Origin of the sequence: Klebsiella sp. A-Nf5 (assembly GCF_002810545.1) — a bacterium.
In the GTDB taxonomy this organism is placed as follows: domain Bacteria; phylum Pseudomonadota; class Gammaproteobacteria; order Enterobacterales; family Enterobacteriaceae; genus Klebsiella; species Klebsiella variicola.
Genome location: NZ_PIOG01000282.1, coordinates 73,086 through 92,570, shown reverse-complemented (window position 1 = coordinate 92,570; position 19,485 = coordinate 73,086). Strand labels below are relative to the sequence as shown.

The window sequence follows — 19,485 nt, the reverse complement described above, 5'->3', positions numbered from 1 at the left end:
ACGAGCGTAACCATCATGACCCGGCGCAGCAGTGGCTGCGGGAGCTACTCCTGCAATCCAGCCAGCAAGAACAATAAAAAAGCCCGGCGCAATGGCCGGGCAAGCTTACCAAATACCTGGTGAATCAGGCAGTCTGCAAAATACGGTTCTTTTTCTCGCGGCGAATTTTACGCTCTTCGAAGATAGCCACGATGGCCATCAGGCAGATACAGCCGATGGCGGCGGCGTCCAGCGCCGCAAAGGTGCCGGCCCAGCCGGTCAGGCCGAAGACCGGCGTACCGTCGGCGATCATCCCGAGCCCCAGTTTGGCGAAGCTATCGCCGATCAGATAGGCGAAGGTGCCCTTGATTCCATCGGCGGCGCCGATCGCTTTTTTCGGCACGAAGCCGACGGCGGCGACGCCGATCAACAGCTGCGGACCAAACACCAGGAAGCCCAGCGCAAACAACGAGGCCAGATAGACGTACTGGTTGCTGGCATGTTGGTAAACCCCGAGGGTGGCGATAATCAGCGCCAGCGCGACGCAGGCCACCAGCGCGCGGCGGCCGTTGGCCAGATCCGACAACCAGCCCCACAGTAGCGTGCCAACCAGCGCGCCGACTTCAAACAGGGTAAAGCCCTGAATCGCCACCTCTTTAGACAGCTTCAGCTCCTGGAAGGCATACACGGTGGACCACTGATCGATACCGATACGCACCACGTAGAGGAAGATGTTGGAGAAGCACAGCAGCCAGATCACTTTGTTTTTCAGCACGTACTCAACAAAGATCTGCCACTTGGTCATCGCATTTTCTTCGGTCTCTTTGTCCTCTTCGCTGATCGCTTCGCCAAACAGCTCTTCCGCCGTACCAAGGCCGTAGGATTCCGGCGAGTCGCTACCGTAGCGCAGGCCGATAAAGCCAACGATCAGCGCAATAATCGACGGGAAGACAAACATGCCGATCACGTGGCCGTCGAACAGATAGTTGGCGCCAAACAGCGCCACGCCCGCCGCGCCCGCGCCGCCGAGGTTGTGGGAGATATTCCAGAAGCCGAGGAAGGTGCCGCGTTTGCGTCTGGGCGTCCACTTGGTGATGGTGGAATAGCTGCACGAGCCGCCGGTGCTCTGGAAGAAGCCGCTCAGCGCATAGAAGGCGATCATCAGGAACAAGCTGGTGGAGCCCGCGCCCATGCTGGCGCTAAAGCCCAGCATACAGATGGCGGAGAGGATCAGCATAAACGGCAGGAACTGCTTGGTGTTTTTGCCGTCGGCATAATAAGAGACCAGCGTCTTGCCCACGCCATAGGTGATGGAGAAGCCCAGGCCAATCATCCCCAGCTGCGTCATGCTCAACCCGTAGGTGGAGATCATGTCGTTCTGCGCGATATTAAAGTTCTTGCGGATCAGATACATGGTCAGGTAGCCGATGAAGACCACCAGATAGGACTGCATGAAAGGTTTGAACCACATTTTGCGCCGCACATCGAGCGGCAGATCCAGGGTCGGCTTGCGCACCTGATTCAGAAAGGCCAGCATGGGTATCTCCTGAGCTGATTTTTTATGCCTGCGTAATAACCAGGCATTGTAAAAACCAGCGCGCCGTCTGGCCTGAGACGGCGTCCAGGTGAAACCGGGAAAATTTCTTAGTTTTGCCCCGTTCGCGGCGAAAGGGTGAGCTACATCACGCTTCGCTGGCGGTACGCGGCGCCTGCGCGTTTAAAAACGGCAGCAGCAGCAGCGCGGAAATGCCGGCGGCAATCGCAATCACCACGAAGAATCCGGTCCAGTGCCAGATATCCATCACCTGCGCCAGCGGCCAGCCGGAAAGCGAGGCGCCAAGATAAGCGAACAGGCCGACAAACCCGGTTGCCGCCCCGGCGGCTTCTTTATGCGAACATTCCGCCGCCGCCATGCCGATCAGCATCTGCGGGCCGAAGACGAAGAACCCGGTGGTGAAGAAGCAAGCCGCCTGCATGACGTAGCTGGCAAACGGCATCAGCCACAGCCCGCCAACCGACAACAAAATTCCGGCGGCGAAAATCAGATTCATCGGCCCACGGTTGCCGTTAAACAGCTTATCCGAGCCCCAGCCCGCCACCAGCGCGCCGATAAAACCGCCCAGCTCAAACATGGTCACCGCCGAGTTAGCGGTCACCAGATCGACGCCGAGCGTCTCCGACATATACAGATTACCCCAGTCGTTAATCGCCGCCCGCACCACGTACACCAGCACATAGCACAGCGACAGCAGCCAGATATAGGGATTGGCCAGCACGTAGCGGGTCAGGATCGCTTTGCGCGTCAGCCCGGCCCCCTCCTGCTGCTGGGCGATTTCCAGCGCATCGTGACGCCAGTCGCCCACGGCGGGTAACCCCACCGCCTGCGGGCGATCGCGCAGCCGCCAGCACAGATACAGCCCGGCGAGGATCGCCAGACAGCCGGCAATGGTCATCCCGGCACGCCAGCCGTAGTGCAGCGCCGCCGCCCCCACCACCATCGGGATCAGCGCGCCGCCGACGTTATGCGCGGTATTCCATAGCGCCCACCAGCCGCCGCGTTCGGTCCGCGAATACCAGGCCGTCAGCAGCCGGGCGCACACCGGCGAGCCCCAGCCCTGGAAGAAGGCATTCAGCGCCCACAGCAGCGCGAAAGCCCATAGCGAAGTGGAAAAACCGAATAGAATATTCACCACCCCGGTGGCAATCAGCCCCAGCCCCATAAAATAGCGGGCGTCGGAGCGGTCGCTGACGATACCGGAGAAAAATTTCGACAGCCCGTAAGTGATGTAAAACAACGTGGCCAGCAGGCCAATATCGCTGCGGGTCAGGACGTTGCTGGCAAGAATTTCCGGGACCGCGGCGTTAAAGCTTTTGCGGGTGAAATAAAACAGCGCGTAACCAAGCCAGATAGTGAGCAGAATATGTCGACGCCAGTAACGATAACGCTCGTCCAGCTCGCGTTTATCGCTAACTGGCGCGGCGTCCGGCGGCGCTTTTAAAAAGGCAAACATCGGCGCTCCTCTCAGGCGTAACGCAGCGGTAAATTGACGCACACGCGGGTACCATGTGTGCAAGAGATCGTTAACGTACCGCCCAGCGCGGTCACACGTTCGCGCATGCCGGTCAGGCCGAACCCCTGCAGATTCGAGCCCGGCGGCAGGCCGCAACCGTCATCTTCCAGCACCAGCATCAGACGCCCATCCTGCTGCCAGCCCTGGAGGGTGACGGCGCTGGCGCTGGCGTGCTTGACGATATTATTGAGTCCTTCCTGGCAGACGCGAAACAGCGTCACGCGCTGGTTTTCGCTCAGCCCCGCTTCGTTAATCCGCCAGTCGAGATGGCTGACAATACCGCGGTCTTCCAGTTCCATTTCGCGCATCAACGAACGTATCGCCTGTTCAAGCGGCAGATCGTCAAGCTGGCGCGGACGCAGACGACCAAGCAGTCTTCGCACCGAGTCGTAAACTCCCAGCGACAGCTGTTCTATCAGCTGGCCGCTCTGGCGCACGCTGCCGTTATTCGGCGCCAGACGCTGGACGATCCCCGCCTGGGTGCGAATTGCCGTGATCGTCTGGCCAATATCATCGTGGAGCTCGCGCGCCACGTCACGCCGCACGCTCTCTTCCGTTTCCAGCAGGCGTTCCGCCAGCCGCCGATTACGCGCCAGCTCGTTCTGTAGCGACAGGTTAAGCTCGCGCAATCGCTGGATCCCCGCCCCCAGCAGCAGCCCGGTGAGGCTCTGGGCCAGCAGTGAAAGCAATAAATCGACCGGGTGATCGTGCCAGGTCTGGCTGGCAATCAGCGCGATGGCGTTCATCAGGGTGGCGATCAGCGCCCCCTGCCAGCCGTAGTGCCAGGCGAGGGCGATAATCGGCAGCGCGAGGCAAAACGGGGTAAAGCGGGAGAGCTCGGCGGGCAGCCCAAGCTGCAGCCACAGGCTAATGGTGAATAACAGCAGGTACCAGATCAGATGCCGGCCGCGCCAGTTAATCGGCTGCGAGACCAGCGCGGGCCCCAGTGGCCGCCAGACGGTACTGGTAAGATAGTGCCAGATAACCAGGCAGGTCGGCGCCAGCGTCAGACCACCGGTCAGCGTCAACAGCAGGGCGGTCAATCCTTCGCTCCCTTGCGCCAGCCACGGCAGCGATTGCAGCAGCGAGGCGGCGATCAGCGCCCCGCCCTGGCGCAGCAGCGTCAGCCAGTCGCGCTGATGGCGATAGCGTGAAATCAATGCCACCGGCAGCAGGGTCAGCAGACTTCCGGTCATCAATATTATCGGGTGCGCCAGCGCCACTTCCTGCGCCAGCCAGAAGATAAGCAGCCACTCGGCGCCCAGCAGCACCGGCCAGTAGCCGCGCGGGCATTGCAGCATCAGCCCTAAACGCAGGCCAAAGGGAAACAGCAGCACCGCTAAATCCGCACGTTCCACCAGATGCAGACTGATACTCCACAGGCAAAACCAGGCTGCGGAGAAGATAAAGGCGCAGCCGATCACCGACAGCAATCGTGAGACGACAGCCTTCATTGCCAGCTATCGAACATGCGGCGCGCCAGCTCAACGTCGTTACTGACGCCCAGTTTTTCCAGCAGGTTGGCGCGGTGAACGTGAACGGTTTTCGGCGACAGGCCGAGCTCGGCGGCAATCTCTTTCACCGCCATCCCCTGCGCCAGTTTTTCCGCCACCTGGCGTTCGCGTTTGGTGAGTGGATCCTGGCGCCCGGCGGCCAGCTTCATGGCGATATCCGGCGTGAGATAGCAACCGCCCGCCGCCACCGTGCGCACCGCGGCGATAAGTTCATCCGGGCTGCAGCGTTTCGACAGGAAGCCTCGCGCGCCGGCGTTCAGCGCCTGCTCGATCAGCGCCGGGCTGTCGTGTACCGACAGCATGATGGTCGCCATCCCCTTCGGCAACTGGCTGAGCAGCTCCAGCCCGGAAACATCCGGCATGGAGATATCGCAGATACAAATCTGAACGCCGCGCCCCGGTAGCCCCGCCAGCGCCTCGCGGCCGCTACCAAATTCGGCGACAACCTGAAAATCAGCTTCCAGCCCCAGCAGCTGAGCAAAGCCGGAGCGGACAATCAAATGATCGTCAATAAGGGCGATGGTGGTCATGATAGGGTCCTGGTGCCTGAGACGAAAAAGCGCTGTGTCCGTAGGCCGGATAAGCGCAGCGCCATCCGGCAAAGGCGCTTACCTTAACCATAAGCACCTTACCGTTCAAGCCTTGCGCGATTTACTCGAAGAACACTGCAATTTTGTTAAACATGGTGGGATCGGACTGGTTGCGCGCCACTTTGGTGACATCTTCCAGCTTTTCAATCTGGCTAATCATCTGCCCCAATCGCTGGTCATCATTCACCAGCAGCCAGATACGGCTGTGTTCACTGCCCTGAATTGGCAGACAGAGAATGCCTTCGACGTTAAACGCCCGACGGGCAAATAGCCCGCAAACGTGGGTCATGACGCCGGGATGGTTGCGGACGGTGAGTTCCAGAATGACGTTATCACATTGTTTTTGCATGGCTTATTCCCCCACCATTTCAGTATTGGCCGCACCCGGCGGTACCATCGGATACACTTTCTGCTGTGCGTCGATACGCACGTGGATCAGCGCCGGCCCCGGACGGTCGATAATTGCCTGCAGCGCCGCCTGCGGATCGGCTTCGTTATTTAAATCACAGGTTTGCAGGCCAAAACCGGCGGCAATCTGCATAAAGTTAATCATCCCCGGATAGGTGGCGGCGAACACGCCCTGCTGATAAAACAGGCTCTGCTGCTGGTGCACCAGCCCCAGCGCTTCGTTGTTCAGCAGGATAATTTTGACATCCAGCTGATTTTCGGCGGCGGTAGCCATCTCCTGAATATTCATCATCAGGCTGCCGTCGCCGGAGAAGCAGATAACCTTGCGCTGCGGATTCGCCAGCGCCGCGCCGATGGCCGCCGGCAGGCCGAAGCCCATGGTGCCGAGGCCGCCGGAAGTCAGCCACTGGCGCGGACGGTTGAGCGGGTAGGCCTGCGCTGTCCACATCTGATGCTGACCCACATCGGTGGTGATGATCGCCTCATCGTCAACGCAGGCGGCCACGGCGTTAATCAGGCCGTAATGGGAGAGCGGGTCGCTTTCCTGCGGGATGGCGCAGGGGAATTCACGCTGCAAATCGGCCACCAGCTGGCGCCACTCGTCGCGCGGCTGCGCCTCAATCTGCGGGATGAGCTGGGCTAAGACTTCCGCCACATCACCCTGAATCGCGACGTGCGGTTGCTTGATTTTACCCAGCTCAGAGCGGTCGATATCGACGTGGATAATCTTCGCGTTCGGGCAGAACTGCTCGGTCTTGCCAATCGCCCGGTCATCAAAACGCGCGCCTAAAACAATCAGTAAATCCGCTTCCTGCAGAATAAAGTTGGTGCTGCGCGCGCCGTGCATGCCCAGCATCCCCAGCGACAACGGATGCGCCTTGGGCAGCATGCCCAGCGCCATCAAGGTCATGGTGGTCGGCAGGTTGGCTTTTTCCGCCAGCTCACGAATCGGCTGCGGCGCGTTAATCACCCCGCCGCCCAGATAGAGCACCGGACGCTTCGCCGCGTTGATCATCGCCGCTGCTTCACGCACACTTTCAGGGGCGAATGCCGGTGCCGGGGCGCGCTCGCCCGGTTCTGGCAAGGTCTCCAGTTCAATAGTGGCCGACTGTACGTCCTTAGGAATGTCTATCCACACCGGTCCGGGACGCCCGGACTGGGCAATACGGAAGGCATCGCTCATCACCTGCGGCAGCTCGGCGATGTCGCGCACCAGATAGTTATGCTTGGTGATGGGGATAGAGATGCCGTAGGTGTCGACTTCCTGGAAAGCGTCGGTGCCGATCATGGAGGCCGGCACCTGGCCGGTGATGCACACCAGCGGAATTGAATCGAGGCGGGCATCGGCGATCGCCGTAATCAGGTTGGTGGCGCCAGGGCCGCTACAGGCCATACAGACGGCGGGTTTGCCTTCGGTTCGCGCCATCCCCTGAGCGATAAAACCCGCGCCCTGCTCGTGGCGCGCCAGGATGTGGCGGATCTGCGTGCTTTGGCTTAAGGCATCGTAGATAGGCAGGATAGAACCGCCCGGGATGCCGCTGACCATAGTGATGCCCTGGCGTTCCAGTAAATGAACAACCAGCTGCGCGCCGGTAAAGCGCATTGTGTTTGATGTTGTGCCCGAACTTGCCATGCTCCAGTCCTTTTATTCTGGGCCGACTTTACCGGGGGGCTCGCCAACAAAAAACCCCGCTCGGTTTGCGCCGGCGGGGTTTGGAATTCGTGTTGTTCCGGACCCTACGGCGCGTTGCCGACGACGACCACCACAGACACGACGACCACCGCGGCAGGCGCGGTTTTTAGTAGGGTCGAAGCGATCAGGGTTGCGTACATTAGGGACCTGTTGTGTCAATAAATAAGCTGAATTCATACAAACACAGGTTTTCCATTTTCACAATGGATTTATTTTCATCCAGGAAAATTTGCGCGAAAGATCACAATTCGGCGCAAAAGGGCAGAAAACAAAAAACCCCGCCGGAGCGAGGTTTTTATCAGCATTGTTACGGGTGGTAGCCGCAAGCACACTGTATTACGTCAACGCCAAAAGTATACGCGATCGCTGCAGTTCGCGCAATTTAAGGACGATATTTCTCTGTCATAGAGTATGGACGAGGGGGGCGAACTTGTCCAAAAAATACTGTTCATCCATACAGTATTTATCTATACTGGGTGTGTTCACTTTGTGCCATTCGGGGGCCGCAAGTTTGACCGGCGCAACGAAGTCCTGGCTGAAACGGGTGGTGCCGTCAGTGCCTTAACCCCGAGAGAGCACACTGTGTTACGTCAACAACGTGCAGTATCTGAACCGCGCGGCAACGCGTGGGTCAACGCTGCGCACCCCTGCTGTTGCAGGCGGCGGGCCGGGAAGCCGTCTACGGAAAGGACGAACTATCGGCCAGGGCAGACGCCGCCGGCGACAGGCAGGGATAAGCTGGCCACAGGCAGCGGAAAGGTACGTCAGCTTATTGTGCTCCTTAACCACAGGAGACGCGCGTATGGGCGGAATGGATATTATTATTTTAATCCTGAAACTCATGGTTGCTGTGTTGCAACTACTTGATGCAGTCCTGAAACAGTTCCGCTGATTCAGGTTCAAGTCGCACCTGAGGGGGGCGGGCAACCGCCCCCCTGCAGGCGCCCGCCGGGCGTCCCGGGATGACTTGATGGAGGAAGCTATGCCACCCCTGTTAATTGCCGCCACGACGCCGGATGTCCCGGGGTTCGCGGCGCTACGAATCGAAAGCCTTGAACAGCATTTCAATATGCTGCGCCGCCTGGCGGAAAACTGGCAGAGCGGCAAAAACCGCTTTAACGCGCCGGGCGAAACGCTGCTGGGCGCCTTCGTCAACCACCAGCTGGTAGGGGTATGCGGCATCAATAGCGATCCCTTCAGTCCGCAGCCGCGGGCCGGGCGCATTCGCCACCTCTACATCAGCGAACGCTATCGTCGCCGGGGGATCGGCCAGCAGCTGCTGGTCTCGGTCATTACCCACTCCAGCGCCTGGTTCGATTTTCTTAACACCCATGCCCCGGCGCAGGCCTGGCCCTTTTATGAAAAGCTTGGTTTTCGCCCGGTATACGATGAACCCCGGGTCACGCATCGTCTGTTCTGCTCGCTTTAGCCGCAGCTGGTTGGCTGCGCGGGCGCATGTTACAGTCCGAAGACCTTAACTTCTGAATCGTTTTGCGATGACCCTCACCGTATTCTGCATTTTGCTGTTCGCCGCCCTGCTGCATGCCAGCTGGAACGCTATCGTCAAAGCCAGCGGCGATAAAATGTACGCGGCGATAAGCGTCAGCGGATCGGCCGCGCTGCTCGCCCTGGTGATGCTGCCCTTCGCGCCGCAGCCGACGCTGGCCAGCGCGCCTTATCTGGCGGCGTCCTGCGCATTGCAGGTGGTGTATACGGTGCTGGTAGCGAAGACCTACCAGGTGTCGGATATGAGCCAGACCTATCCGCTGATGCGCGGCACCGCGCCGCTGCTGGTGGCAGCCATTAGCGTCATTTTTCTTGGCGATCGCTTATCGCCGCTGGCCTGGCTGGGCATCGGCGTTATTTGCCTGGCGATTCTGGCGATGGCCTTTCACGGCCGCGTTAGCTCCCGCAAAGGCATCGTGCTGGCGCTGATCAACGCCTGCTTTATCGCCGGCTACACGCTGGTGGACGGCACCGGCGTCCGGCTGGCGGGCTCTGCGCTGGGTTATACCCTGTGGACCTTTTTTATGAACGGTTTCTGCCTGCTGTGCTGGGCCATGGTGGCGCGACGGCGAGAGGCCAGTCGTTATTTACGTCAGCACTGGAAAAAGGGCATCCTCGGCGGTGTCGGCACCATGGGCTCCTACGGTCTGGCGCTATGGGCGATGACGCAAGCGCCGCTGGCGGTGGTCGCCGCGCTACGTGAAACCTCCATTCTCTTCGGCGCGCTGATCGCCTTTATCGTCCTGAAAGAGCAACTGATACCGCTGCGCATCGTGGCCGCCTGCGGGATTGCCGCCGGGGCGATCCTCCTGCGGCTGTCATAGCCTGAAATGGCAACATTAGTTGCCGAACCTGTTTACAAAATCTGCCTCGACTCCCCCCAGCAATCGGTACTTTGCAGTTGTTCTGTCATTTTTATATGGTAGATTCCTCCATCGTTTACGGGGTGTGCCAGTCACATATTCTTCACTTCTAATTACTCACAAAGTATTCATCGACATGAAACGGCATAAGAACTTCAATTTGTTGTTGATGCTGGTACTGCTGGTGGCCGTCGGCCAGATGGCGCAGACCATTTATATTCCGGCCATCGCCGACATGGCGGTCGCGCTGAACGTCCGCGAAGGGGCGGTACAAAGCGTGATGGCGGCCTATCTGCTGACCTACGGTATTTCACAGCTGTTCTACGGTCCGCTCTCCGACCGCGTGGGCCGCCGTCCGGTGATCCTCGTCGGGATGTCGATTTTTATGCTGGCGACGCTGGTAGCCATTACCACCCATAGCCTGCCGGTGCTGATCGCCGCCAGCGCCATGCAAGGGATGGGTACGGGGGTCGGCGGCGTGATGGCGCGCACCCTGCCCCGCGACCTGTACGAAGGCGCTCAGCTGCGTCATGCCAATAGCTTGTTAAATATGGGTATTCTGGTCAGCCCGCTGATTGCGCCGCTGCTCGGCGGCATCCTCGACACCCTGTGGAGCTGGCGCGCCTGCTACGCTTTCCTGCTGGTCCTGTGCGCTGGGGTGACCTTTAGCATGGCGAAGTGGATGCCGGAAACGCGCCCGGAAGGCGCGCCGCGCACCAAACTCCTGACCAGCTACAAAACGCTGTTCGGTACCGGGGCGTTTAACTGCTATCTGCTGATGCTGATCGGCGGCCTGGCGGGGATAGCGGTATTCGAAGCCTGCTCCGGGGTGCTGATGGGCGCGGTGCTCGGTCTGAGCAGCATGGCGGTGAGTATTCTGTTTATTCTGCCGATCCCGGCGGCATTCTTCGGCGCATGGTTTGCCGGCCGGCCGAACAAGCGTTTCCCGACGCTGATGTGGCAATCGGTTATTTGCTGCCTGTTGGCAGGTTTGATGATGTGGATCCCTGGGCTGCTGGGCATCATGACTGTCTGGACCCTGCTGGTGCCTGCGGCGCTGTTCTTCTTCGGCGCCGGGATGTTGTTCCCGCTGGCCACCAGCGGCGCGATGGAGCCATTCCCGTTCCTCGCCGGTACCGCCGGGGCCCTGGTGGGCGGTTTGCAGAATATCGGCTCCGGCGTACTGGCCTGGCTGTCAGCGATGATGCCGCAAACCGGTCAGGGCAGCCTCGGCCTTCTGATGATGCTGATGGGCCTGTTGATTCTGCTGTGCTGGCTGCCGCTGGCCTCGCGCTTTACTCGCCATCAGCAGCCGGTATAAGCGCGTCGGCCGTTCCCCGGATGGCGGCTGACGCCTTATCCGGGCTGCCGTTCTGATGAAGGCCCCGGCGATGGGTTCCGTAGAACCGTAGCCCTGCTAAGCGTAGCGCAAGCAGGGAAATCCCCGGATAGCGGCTTACGCCTTATCCGGGCTACCCCCGGGTGGCGGCTTTTACCCTATGTCAGGCTGTGCAGCCATTCGATAAAGGCGTCGATTTTCGGCCACTGACGGCCCGGCAGGGTCGTCACGTAATAATGCTGATGGCATTTCAGCGTCATGTCGCCGAACGGCGCGATAAGCTCCCCGCTTTCTAACCGCTTCTGCACCAGCCGCTTGCGCCCCATCGCCACCCCTACATGGTTCATTGCCGCAATCACTGCTAAATCGGAACGATCGAAGCCAATGCCCGACGATGGCGGCAGTTCCACCGCAAACTGCTGCGCCCAGCTATACCACTCATCGGTCCCCGAGTCGTTGCTCCATGCCTGGCGATCGTGGAGCAGTGTGCAGTGGCGCAGATTGTCAGGATGCTGCGTTAACTGGTGCTGGCGGGCATAATTCGGCGTACAGACCGGCACGATCGCCTCATCCATCAGAAAATGGTGGCTAAGTTGCGACGACGGCGCATCATCAAAATAGATTGCCAGATCGATACCCGCCCGCTGCAGATTGACGTTATCGTTGCCGGTCAGCACGGTCAGCGAGATGGCCGGGTAGCGGCGGCTAAAATCCCCCAGCGCGGGCACCAGCCAGCACTGGGCTATCGACGGGCGCGAATAAACCGTCAGGCTGCCGGAGAGTTCCTGGTTTTTGATGTCCAGAATCTCCTGATTGAGGCCATCCAGCGACGACTTCAGCGCCCAGTAAACGCGCTTCCCTTCACGCGTCAGCTCCACTTTGCGGTGCGAGCGGACAAAGAGCTGGATCCCCAGCTCTTCTTCCAGCTGATTAATCCGGTGACTGACAGCACTTGGCGTGAGCGCCAGCTCGTCTGCGGCCAGGGCGAACGACTCATGCCGCGCCGCCACTTCAAACGTCGACAGCCTGGAGAGCTGCCAGCCGTTGAGCAACCGGGTACCTAAGGTTTTTAGTGCATCCATAACGCGATCCTGGCGAGAAGAGGAGTCTGGATAATAAAAAAATAACGCCGGGACTTCCGCTAAAGGATGAATTAATTTGACTCACTGCAAGTTTAAAGGTCACTTTTAGAGCTAAATCACCTTCTTGATTCAATTTGGCTCATCTGAAAGGCCATTTATATCGTTTGTCAGCCCATGCCGGTTTTCTGTTCAATAACCACACGTTATTTACGGCGAGGTGGGGTATGGAATCGCAAATCTGGGTTGTGAGCACGCTGCTGATAAGCATCGTGTTAATCGTCTTAACGATCGTCAAACTGAAGTTTCATCCGTTTCTGGCGCTGCTGCTGGCGAGCTTTTTCGTCGGCGCGATGATGGGGATGGGCCCGCTGGAGATGGTCAACGCCATTGAGAGTGGGATCGGCGGCACGCTGGGCTTCCTGGCGGCGGTGATCGGTCTCGGCACCATTCTCGGTAAGATGATGGAGGTTTCCGGCGCGGCGGAGCGTATCGGCCTGACGCTGCAGCGCTGCCGCTGGCTGTCGGCGGACGTGATTATGGTGCTGGTCGGCCTGATCTGCGGCATTACGCTGTTTGTCGAAGTCGGCGTGGTGCTGCTGATCCCGCTGGCGTTCTCCATCGCTAAAAAAACCAATACCTCACTGCTGAAGCTGGCCATTCCGCTGTGTACGGCCCTGATGGCGGTACATTGCGTGGTGCCGCCGCACCCGGCCGCGCTGTTCGTTGCCAACAAACTGGGCGCCGATATCGGGACGGTTATCGTCTATGGTCTGCTGGTCGGCCTGATGGCCTCGCTGGTCGGCGGCCCGCTGTTCCTCAAGCTGCTCGGCAACCGTCTGCCGTTTAAATCGGTACCGGCCGAATTTTCCAACCTCGACGTTCGCGAAGAATCGACGCTGCCGTCGCTCGGCGCCACGCTGTTTACCGTACTGCTGCCGATTGGCCTGATGCTGGTGAAAACCGTCGCCGAACTGAACATGGCGAAAGGTGGCACGCTGTATATGTTGCTGGAATTTATCGGCAACCCCATCACCGCCATGTTTATCGCCGTCTTTGTCGCCTATTACATTCTCGGCATTCGTCGCCAGATGGGGATGGGCGTCCTGCTGACCCACACCGAAAACGGCTTCGGATCGATCGCCAACATTCTGCTGATTATTGGCGCCGGCGGCGCGTTCAACGCGATTTTGAAATCCAGCGGCCTGGCCGATAGCCTGGCGGTGATCCTCTCGAATCTGCATATGCATCCGATTCTGCTGGCCTGGCTGGTGGCGCTTATCCTGCACGCCGCCGTCGGCTCCGCCACCGTGGCGATGATGGGCGCTACCGCCATCGTTGCGCCGATGCTGCCGCTTTATCCTGGCGTAAGCCCGGAGATCATCGCCATTGCCATCGGTTCCGGCGCCATTGGCTGCACGATCGTCACCGATTCCCTTTTCTGGCTGGTAAAACAGTACTGCGGCGCCAGCCTCAGTGAAACGTTCAAGTACTATACGACGGCGACATTTATCGCTTCACTACTTGCACTAGCCTGCACCTTCCTGCTTTCTTTCATCATCTAAGCGAACGAGACGTAATATGAAAAACGCTGACCTGACCCAATTAACCGCGACCTTCCCGCTTGTGCAGGATCTGATCGCCCTGAAAGAAACCACCTGGTTTAACCCGGCAACGACAACGCTGGCGCAAGGTTTGCCCTATGTCGGCCTGACCGCCGCAGATGTAAAAGACGCTCACGAACGCCTTCAGCGCTTCGCGCCCTATCTGGCGGAAGCTTTCCCGGAAACGGCCGCCACCGGCGGGATTATCGAATCGGAAGTGGTCGCCATTCCGGCAATGAAACGCCGCCTTGAGCAAAAGTTCGGCCAGCCGATTAGCGGCGATCTGCTGCTAAAAAAAGACAGCCACCTGCCGATTTCGGGTTCCATTAAGGCGCGTGGCGGGATTTATGAAGTGCTGACCCATGCGGAAAAGCTGGTGCTGGAGGCCGGACTGCTCACCACCGCAGATGATTATCGCAAATTGCTGACGCCGGAATTTAAACAGTTCTTCAGCCAGTACAGCATCGCCGTCGGTTCTACTGGCAACCTCGGGATGTCGATCGGCATCATGAGCGCGCGCATCGGCTTTAAGGTTACGGTACATATGTCTGCCGATGCCAGAGCATGGAAAAAGGCCAAACTGCGCAGCCACGGCGTAACGGTCGTTGAGTACGAAGAGGACTACGGCGTCGCCGTCGAACAGGGGCGCAAGGCAGCGGAATCAGACCCGAACTGCTTTTTCATCGATGATGAAAACTCGCGCACGCTGTTCCTCGGCTATGCCGTAGCCGGCGAGCGCCTGAAGGCGCAGTTTGCCAAAGCAGGGCGCGTGGTCGATGCCGATCATCCGCTGTTCGTCTATCTGCCGTGCGGCGTTGGCGGCGGCCCCGGCGGCGTGGCATTCGGCCTGAAGCTGGCCTTCGGCGACCACGTTCACTGCCTGTTCGCCGAACCGACCCACTCGCCATGCATGCTGCTCGGCATCTATACCGGGCTCCACGACCAGATTGCGGTGCAGGATTTAGGCATTGATAACCTGACCGCCGCCGATGGTCTGGCGGTCGGCCGCGCTTCCGGGTTCGTTGGCCGGGCGATGGAGCGCCTGCTCGATGGCCTGTATACCCTTGATGATCAGACGATGTACGACATGCTGGGCTGGCTGGCGAAAGCGGAAAACATTCGCCTTGAACCGTCCGCGCTGGCCGGAATGGCCGGGCCGCAGCGGGTCTGCGCCAGCCAGGCGTACCATCAGCTACAAGGTCTGAGTGAACAACAGCTGCAGCACGCCACCCACCTGGTGTGGGCGACCGGCGGCGGCATGGTGCCGGAAGAGGAGATGGCGCAGTATCTGGCGAAGGGGCGCTAACCTTCAGCGCAGCAGCGGCATCAGCGCCTCTGGCGGCCGCTGCTGTCGGCGTAAGTCTCGCATCACTCGCATATAAGGCCCGCTAAGATCGTAGAACTGCCGGTAACCCGCGCACAGCGGGTCTTCCTGTTCGCCGCAGCGGCACAGGCGCAGCCACGGGCAGCCGTAGCAGGTGCTGTTGGCCGCTGGCGCGCCTGGCTGGGTCAGCGTCTCGCCGCACCAGGCGCTCAGCGTCTCACTAAACAGCAAAATATCGATTCGCCCAATATCTTCCCGCACCCAGCGGTGAAAGACAGTGCAAAGAAACTCACCCCAGAGCGCGGCATCGCCGGCCGCCAGCTGCGGAATAAAATGGATAGCGGTGAGACCCTGTTTACGCAGTTGCGCATAGAACGCCTGCGGCTGGTGGCAATGATGCGCCTCCACCACGACAGCCTGAAAGGGAGTGTCATGTTGCTGGCCGGGGGCATGAGTGAGAGGCAAATTCGCCGGACATCCTGTCATGACATATCCCTAATGAATAAAACGATCTGTTGAAGGTGAGTAACAGCAAACAGGAATGCCAGAGAAAGTACTGCGAGAGCGATCAAAAATTTGTCACGAACCACCCGCGGCTGAAAAAAATCGCTGTCATCGACGTCCATCAGATGACGACGGCGGGTATAGCCCCAGAGGATCACCGCCACTATCGCCAGCACGCCGATCGACAGCCAGAACGGCAGGCCGGCGCGGTGCCAGCTGTGTTTAATCGCCAGCGCCATCAGCGCGCCATAGCCCAACAGAGTGCGAAACCAGGCCAGCGAGGTGCGCTCTGGCTGTAGTCCCGGATCGCCTTCCCGCCGCGCCCGGCGTTTATCCGCCATACACCACCAGCAGCATCACCGCGGCCACCACCGCCAACAGCAGGATGCTAATCACCAGCAGCGTGCGGGTATAGGGAAGGTCCTGCTTCAGACGCATCGCCTTCTCGTTATTCAGCCAGCGCAGATAGCCATAGATGACCATGCCGCCGGCAAAGAGACACAGCAGCAGGGCAAGAATTTCACGGATCAGCGGCGTGGCAAAGTCCGGCGCTAACTGGTCAAGGCCGACGCCAGCAGCCAGAAAACCGAGCGCCGTGCGGATCCACGCCAGAAAGGTGCGTTCGTTAGCCAGCGAAAAGCGGTAATCTGGCGCTTCGCCGAGGCGGGAGATTTTCATTACAGTTCCTTGTTCATCGCGCAGGCAGGCTTCAGCATAGCGTAAATCAGGAACCGGGGAGAAGAACCGGCGCCCCGCGGGCGCCGGTCAAACAGCGGGGATTAATGCAGCTCAGGCCAGTAATCTTTGTTGGCCGCAATCAGGTCGTCGAGGATCGCTTTCGCCACCGAGGCGCTCGGTACGGTTTTCGACAGGGTAATCGCCTGCCACAGCTTGTGGTAAGAGCGTTGTTCCCAGGCATCGACCACCAGTTTTTCCACTGCCACCTGCTGGCTCATCATCCCTTTCTGGAAGTGCGGGATGTCGCCGACCGTCAGCGGTTCCGGTCCGTTGTGGCCCACCAGGCACGGGATCTCCACCATCGCGTCGGCGTCAAAGTTATGGATCGCGCCGTTGTTTGGCACAATCAGCAGCATCCTTTCCTGCGTGTTAAAGGCGATGGCCGTCGCCAGATCGACGATATACGACGCATGCTCGTCAATCTCCAGATCGCCGGCAGTGGATTTCCCGGCGGCAATAATCGCCCGGCAGGCACTGAAGACGTTTTTCTCCCGATGATCCATTACCTCGTTGGCGCGGGTGCGTTCCGGGTTGGAGTGAGCTACCACGTAGTCCGGGAACAAGTAATATTTCAGGTAGGTGTTCGGCATGGTCTGCGGATCCAGCGCCTGCACGTCTCTCGCTTTGGCGAAGGTATCGTTCCAGCTGGCCTCGGTGTGCGGATCGTTAGAGGGCGGCACATAGCCATATTTCGCCACATACTCGCGCAGCTTCGGCATCAAATCGTTGCCGTCGAGGTCTTCAATCGACGTCCACCAGCCAAAGTGATTGAGGCCGTAGTAGCGCACGCGCATCTGTTTGCGATCTTTGAGGCCGACAATCTGCGCCATCCGCCCTTCAATGCCGATCGGCATATCGCAGATGTTGAGGATTTTGGCGTTCGGCCGCAGACGCCGGGTGGCTTCCGCCACAATCGCCGCCGGGTTGGAGTAGTTGAGCATCCAGGCGTTCGGCGAGTATTTTTCCATATAATCCACCAGCTCCAGCACGCCTCCGATAGAGCGCATACCGTAGGCGATCCCCCCCGGTCCACAGGTCTCCTGGCCCAGCACGCCGTGGCGCAGCGGGATTTTCTCATCCTGTTCACGCATCGGATATTTACCGACGCGGATATGCGCCATGACGAAATCAACATCGGTAAACGCCGCCTGCGGATCGGTGGTATAGCTGAATTGAATATCCGGCGCCTGCTCTTTGAGGATCACTTTGCACGCCTCGGCGATTGTCTCCTGCCGCGCGCCGTCGTTGTCGTAAAATTTCAGCGACCGCAGCGGAAAACGATCCTGGTTTGCCAGCAGCATCAGAACAATGCCCGGGGTGAAGGTGCTGCCGCCGCCTGCGATAACAACTGAGAATTTTTTCATGATACTGCCTCCGTCATGGTGGTATGTTCGGTCGAAAGAGAATCTTTCATCAGGTTTTCCAGCTGGTCGCGCACCTGGGGAACGTGCAGGCCGACGATGACCTGAATCCCGTTGCCGCGGCGTACTACCCCGTGGGCGCCCAGCGCTTTAAAGACGTCGTCACTTTGCGTTTTCGCCATATCGACCAGCGCGATGCGCAGTCGGGTGGCGCAGTTGTTAATGCTTTCAATGTTGTCGGCGCCACCGAGGGCCTGTAGGAAGCCAGCAGCCTGACCCAGCCGGGTCTCTGGCGCGGCGGCGGCCGTGGTTTTACCTCGTGCCGCCTGGTAATCGGCCTTGCTGTAGAGCTTGATTTCGCTCTCTTCCCGACCAGGCGTCTTCAGGTTCAGACGCAGGATCAAGGTGCGGAAGACCACGAAGTACAGGGCGGTGAAACAGAGGCCGATGCCTATCTGAATGAACATCATCGAGGCGTGGTGATGGAACATCGGGATCCAGTTTTGCGGCAAGAATTGATCGAGCAGGCCGCCGCCGAAATTGCCTACCACCCCGCAGATGTACATCACCGTCGCCATGGTCGCCGCCAGCACCGCGTGAACGGCAAACAGCAGCGGCGAGATGAACAGGAAGGTGAACTCCAGTGGTTCGGTGATCCCGACCAGCATCGCGGTCAGGGTGGCAGGGATGAGCAAGCCAGCAACCTTGACGCGGTTTTCCGGCGCGGCGGTGAAGTAGAGCGCCAGCGCAATCCCCACCGAACCAAACACTTTCGAGTTACCGTGCAGGGCAAAGCCGCCCTCCGGGAACAGCGTCTTCAGTGGTTCCGTACTTTGACTAAACGCCTGCAGATGCTCCGCCCAGTAGACCTGCAGACCGCCCTCCACCACCGCCGGGCCAAAGATGAACGGACCATAGACGAAGTGGTGCAGACCGGTGGGGATCAGAATGCGCTCAAGGAAGATGTAGACCCACACCCCAAGCGCCCCGGCTGAGCGCAGGAAGGCCTGCAGCGATTCAATGCCCAGCTGGACCTTTGGCCAGCCGAGCAGGGTCAGCCAGGCGCAGGGGATCATCGCGAGGAAGGCGACAATGACCACAAACGATGAGCCCTGAAAGATGCCGAGGAATACCGGCAGGGGTTTATCGAAATAGCGATTGTGCAGGGCCGTCACCAGGCCGGAGATGACGATGGCGCCGATAATGCTGGTGTCGAGGGTTTTGATCCCGGCAATCATCGTCAGGCCGCTGCCTGCCGTGGGTTCAACGGCAAAGTCGACGCCAAAGAAGTGGCCCCAGGTCATCCCCATGGCGTTGATAAAGTAGTTCCAGGTGAGAAAGCTCACCAGCACCGCCAGACAGGCCCGGCCCTGGGCCTGTTTCGCCAGGCCGATCGGCAGACCGACGGCGAAAATCAGCGGCATATTACGAAAGACAGTCCAGCCGCCCTCTTCAATGATGTGAACGATCTGGGCAAACAGGCTGTCGGGTGCGGTCAGCGCTTCGCCGACAAACATCGGGTTGCGCAGCATGATGGCGATACCGACCACAATCCCGGCAAAAGGAAACAACAAAACCGGGGTAAACATGGCGCCGCCAAAGCGTTGTATTTGACTGAGCATTTGAAAATCCTCATGTAACAACTCGTAGGGTGAGTGGCCTTCTTTTTCTTGATTACCGGCCTCACTCGAGAATAGAAATTTGCCCGTCCGACAACATGCCGCGCCGTTGCGATTCGTGATCCCATTCATGGTTTTAATTTGGCCAAAGTTGTCTACTTCTATAACCAAAGTTAGACATCAATAAATCAGACAGTGGAATTAACGAAATGAATGAGTACTAATTACTTGTAATAAATCTATTTTTTTAACGAAAAGAGAAGACAGCGACATTCCATTTTCCTGCACAAGAG

The 19,485-nt window shown here is 59.2% G+C and carries 20 protein-coding genes and 1 pseudogene; 7 read left to right on the top strand and 14 right to left on the bottom strand.

Translation table 11 applies throughout. The features are described from left to right. Positions 1-124: 124 nt before the first annotated feature. From uhpT to ivbL, 7 genes are all read right to left on the bottom strand, one after another. A complete protein-coding gene (gene uhpT, locus CWM53_RS29845) occupies positions 125-1,516 on the bottom strand; it encodes a hexose-6-phosphate:phosphate antiporter (protein ID WP_061152901.1) in 1,392 nt (463 codons plus the stop codon). Positions 1,517-1,661: 145 nt separating this feature from the next. Beyond that, entirely contained in the window at positions 1,662-2,990 is a 1,329-nt protein-coding gene (locus tag CWM53_RS29840) for an MFS transporter (RefSeq protein WP_012967017.1), read from the bottom strand. 11 nt (positions 2,991-3,001) lie between these two features. Further along, positions 3,002-4,483: a signal transduction histidine-protein kinase/phosphatase UhpB gene (gene uhpB, locus CWM53_RS29835; protein ID WP_165785154.1), complete on the bottom strand. Its 1,482-nt coding sequence runs from the start codon at positions 4,481-4,483 to the stop codon at positions 3,002-3,004. 17 nt (positions 4,484-4,500) lie between these two features. Next, positions 4,501-5,094: a transcriptional regulator UhpA gene (gene uhpA, locus CWM53_RS29830; protein ID WP_100730494.1), complete on the bottom strand. Its 594-nt coding sequence runs from the start codon at positions 5,092-5,094 to the stop codon at positions 4,501-4,503. Between the two features lie 121 nt (positions 5,095-5,215). Further along, a complete protein-coding gene (gene ilvN, locus CWM53_RS29825) occupies positions 5,216-5,503 on the bottom strand; it encodes an acetolactate synthase small subunit (protein ID WP_002923283.1) in 288 nt (95 codons plus the stop codon). A 3-nt stretch (positions 5,504-5,506) separates the two neighbouring features. Further along, a complete protein-coding gene (gene ilvB, locus CWM53_RS29820) occupies positions 5,507-7,195 on the bottom strand; it encodes an acetolactate synthase large subunit (protein ID WP_042947099.1) in 1,689 nt (562 codons plus the stop codon). A 104-nt stretch (positions 7,196-7,299) separates the two neighbouring features. Next, positions 7,300-7,395: an ilvB operon leader peptide IvbL gene (gene ivbL, locus CWM53_RS29815; RefSeq protein WP_100730493.1), complete on the bottom strand. Its 96-nt coding sequence runs from the start codon at positions 7,393-7,395 to the stop codon at positions 7,300-7,302. 12 nt (positions 7,396-7,407) lie between these two features. On the opposite strand from ivbL, the gene CWM53_RS31560 reads away from it, so the two are divergent. The 5 genes from CWM53_RS31560 (at position 7,408) to emrD (ending at position 10,945) form a co-directional block, all read left to right on the top strand. Next, on the top strand, positions 7,408-7,575 hold the full coding sequence (locus tag CWM53_RS31560; RefSeq protein WP_165785152.1) for a hypothetical protein: 168 nt from the start codon (positions 7,408-7,410) through the stop codon (positions 7,573-7,575). A gap of 452 nt (positions 7,576-8,027) precedes the next feature. Beyond that, a complete protein-coding gene (tisB, locus tag CWM53_RS29805; RefSeq protein WP_004145059.1) occupies positions 8,028-8,147 on the top strand; it encodes a type I toxin-antitoxin system toxin TisB in 120 nt (39 codons plus the stop codon). Between the two features lie 90 nt (positions 8,148-8,237). After that, entirely contained in the window at positions 8,238-8,684 is a 447-nt protein-coding gene (locus tag CWM53_RS29800) for a GNAT family N-acetyltransferase (protein ID WP_061152896.1), read from the top strand. A 67-nt stretch (positions 8,685-8,751) separates the two neighbouring features. Next, positions 8,752-9,585 (top strand): DMT family transporter, encoded by an 834-nt coding sequence (locus CWM53_RS29795; RefSeq protein WP_100730492.1) that lies wholly within the window; start codon positions 8,752-8,754, stop codon positions 9,583-9,585. A 175-nt stretch (positions 9,586-9,760) separates the two neighbouring features. Then, positions 9,761-10,945 (top strand): multidrug efflux MFS transporter EmrD, encoded by a 1,185-nt coding sequence (gene emrD, locus CWM53_RS29790; protein ID WP_074385316.1) that lies wholly within the window; start codon positions 9,761-9,763, stop codon positions 10,943-10,945. 176 nt (positions 10,946-11,121) lie between these two features. On the opposite strand, the gene dsdC is transcribed toward emrD, so the two are convergent. After that, positions 11,122-12,045, bottom strand: coding sequence for a DNA-binding transcriptional regulator DsdC (dsdC, locus tag CWM53_RS29785; RefSeq protein WP_074385315.1), 924 nt, complete (start codon positions 12,043-12,045; stop codon positions 11,122-11,124). Between the two features lie 16 nt (positions 12,046-12,061). After that, a pseudogene (locus CWM53_RS31555) lies at positions 12,062-12,178 on the bottom strand (hypothetical protein); the annotation flags it as partial. A 91-nt stretch (positions 12,179-12,269) separates the two neighbouring features. Here CWM53_RS31555 and dsdX point away from each other — a divergent pair. Together dsdX and dsdA are read left to right on the top strand one after the other, a co-directional pair. Continuing rightward, the gene (gene dsdX / locus CWM53_RS29775) at positions 12,270-13,607 is read left to right on the top strand and encodes a D-serine transporter DsdX (protein WP_074385314.1); all 1,338 of its coding nucleotides are present in this window, start codon (positions 12,270-12,272) and stop codon (positions 13,605-13,607) included. Positions 13,608-13,623: 16 nt separating this feature from the next. Next, on the top strand, positions 13,624-14,952 hold the full coding sequence (dsdA, locus tag CWM53_RS29770; protein ID WP_074385313.1) for a D-serine ammonia-lyase: 1,329 nt from the start codon (positions 13,624-13,626) through the stop codon (positions 14,950-14,952). Positions 14,953-14,955: 3 nt separating this feature from the next. On the opposite strand, the gene CWM53_RS29765 is transcribed toward dsdA, so the two are convergent. The 5 genes from CWM53_RS29765 to CWM53_RS29745 form a co-directional block, all read right to left on the bottom strand. Further along, entirely contained in the window at positions 14,956-15,378 is a 423-nt protein-coding gene (locus CWM53_RS29765) for a regulator (protein ID WP_074385312.1), read from the bottom strand. A 74-nt stretch (positions 15,379-15,452) separates the two neighbouring features. After that, positions 15,453-15,815: a DUF202 domain-containing protein gene (locus tag CWM53_RS29760; protein WP_074385311.1), complete on the bottom strand. Its 363-nt coding sequence runs from the start codon at positions 15,813-15,815 to the stop codon at positions 15,453-15,455. Beyond that, the gene (locus tag CWM53_RS29755) at positions 15,805-16,152 is read right to left on the bottom strand and encodes a YidH family protein (RefSeq protein WP_100730491.1); all 348 of its coding nucleotides are present in this window, start codon (positions 16,150-16,152) and stop codon (positions 15,805-15,807) included. Before CWM53_RS29755 ends, CWM53_RS29760 begins: the two co-directional genes overlap by 11 nt. Before the next feature lie 101 nt (positions 16,153-16,253). Then, the gene (locus CWM53_RS29750) at positions 16,254-17,576 is read right to left on the bottom strand and encodes a 6-phospho-alpha-glucosidase (protein WP_074385310.1); all 1,323 of its coding nucleotides are present in this window, start codon (positions 17,574-17,576) and stop codon (positions 16,254-16,256) included. After that, the gene (locus CWM53_RS29745) at positions 17,573-19,195 is read right to left on the bottom strand and encodes an alpha-glucoside-specific PTS transporter subunit IIBC (protein WP_074385309.1); all 1,623 of its coding nucleotides are present in this window, start codon (positions 19,193-19,195) and stop codon (positions 17,573-17,575) included. Before CWM53_RS29745 ends, CWM53_RS29750 begins: the two co-directional genes overlap by 4 nt. Positions 19,196-19,485: the final 290 nt, after the last annotated feature.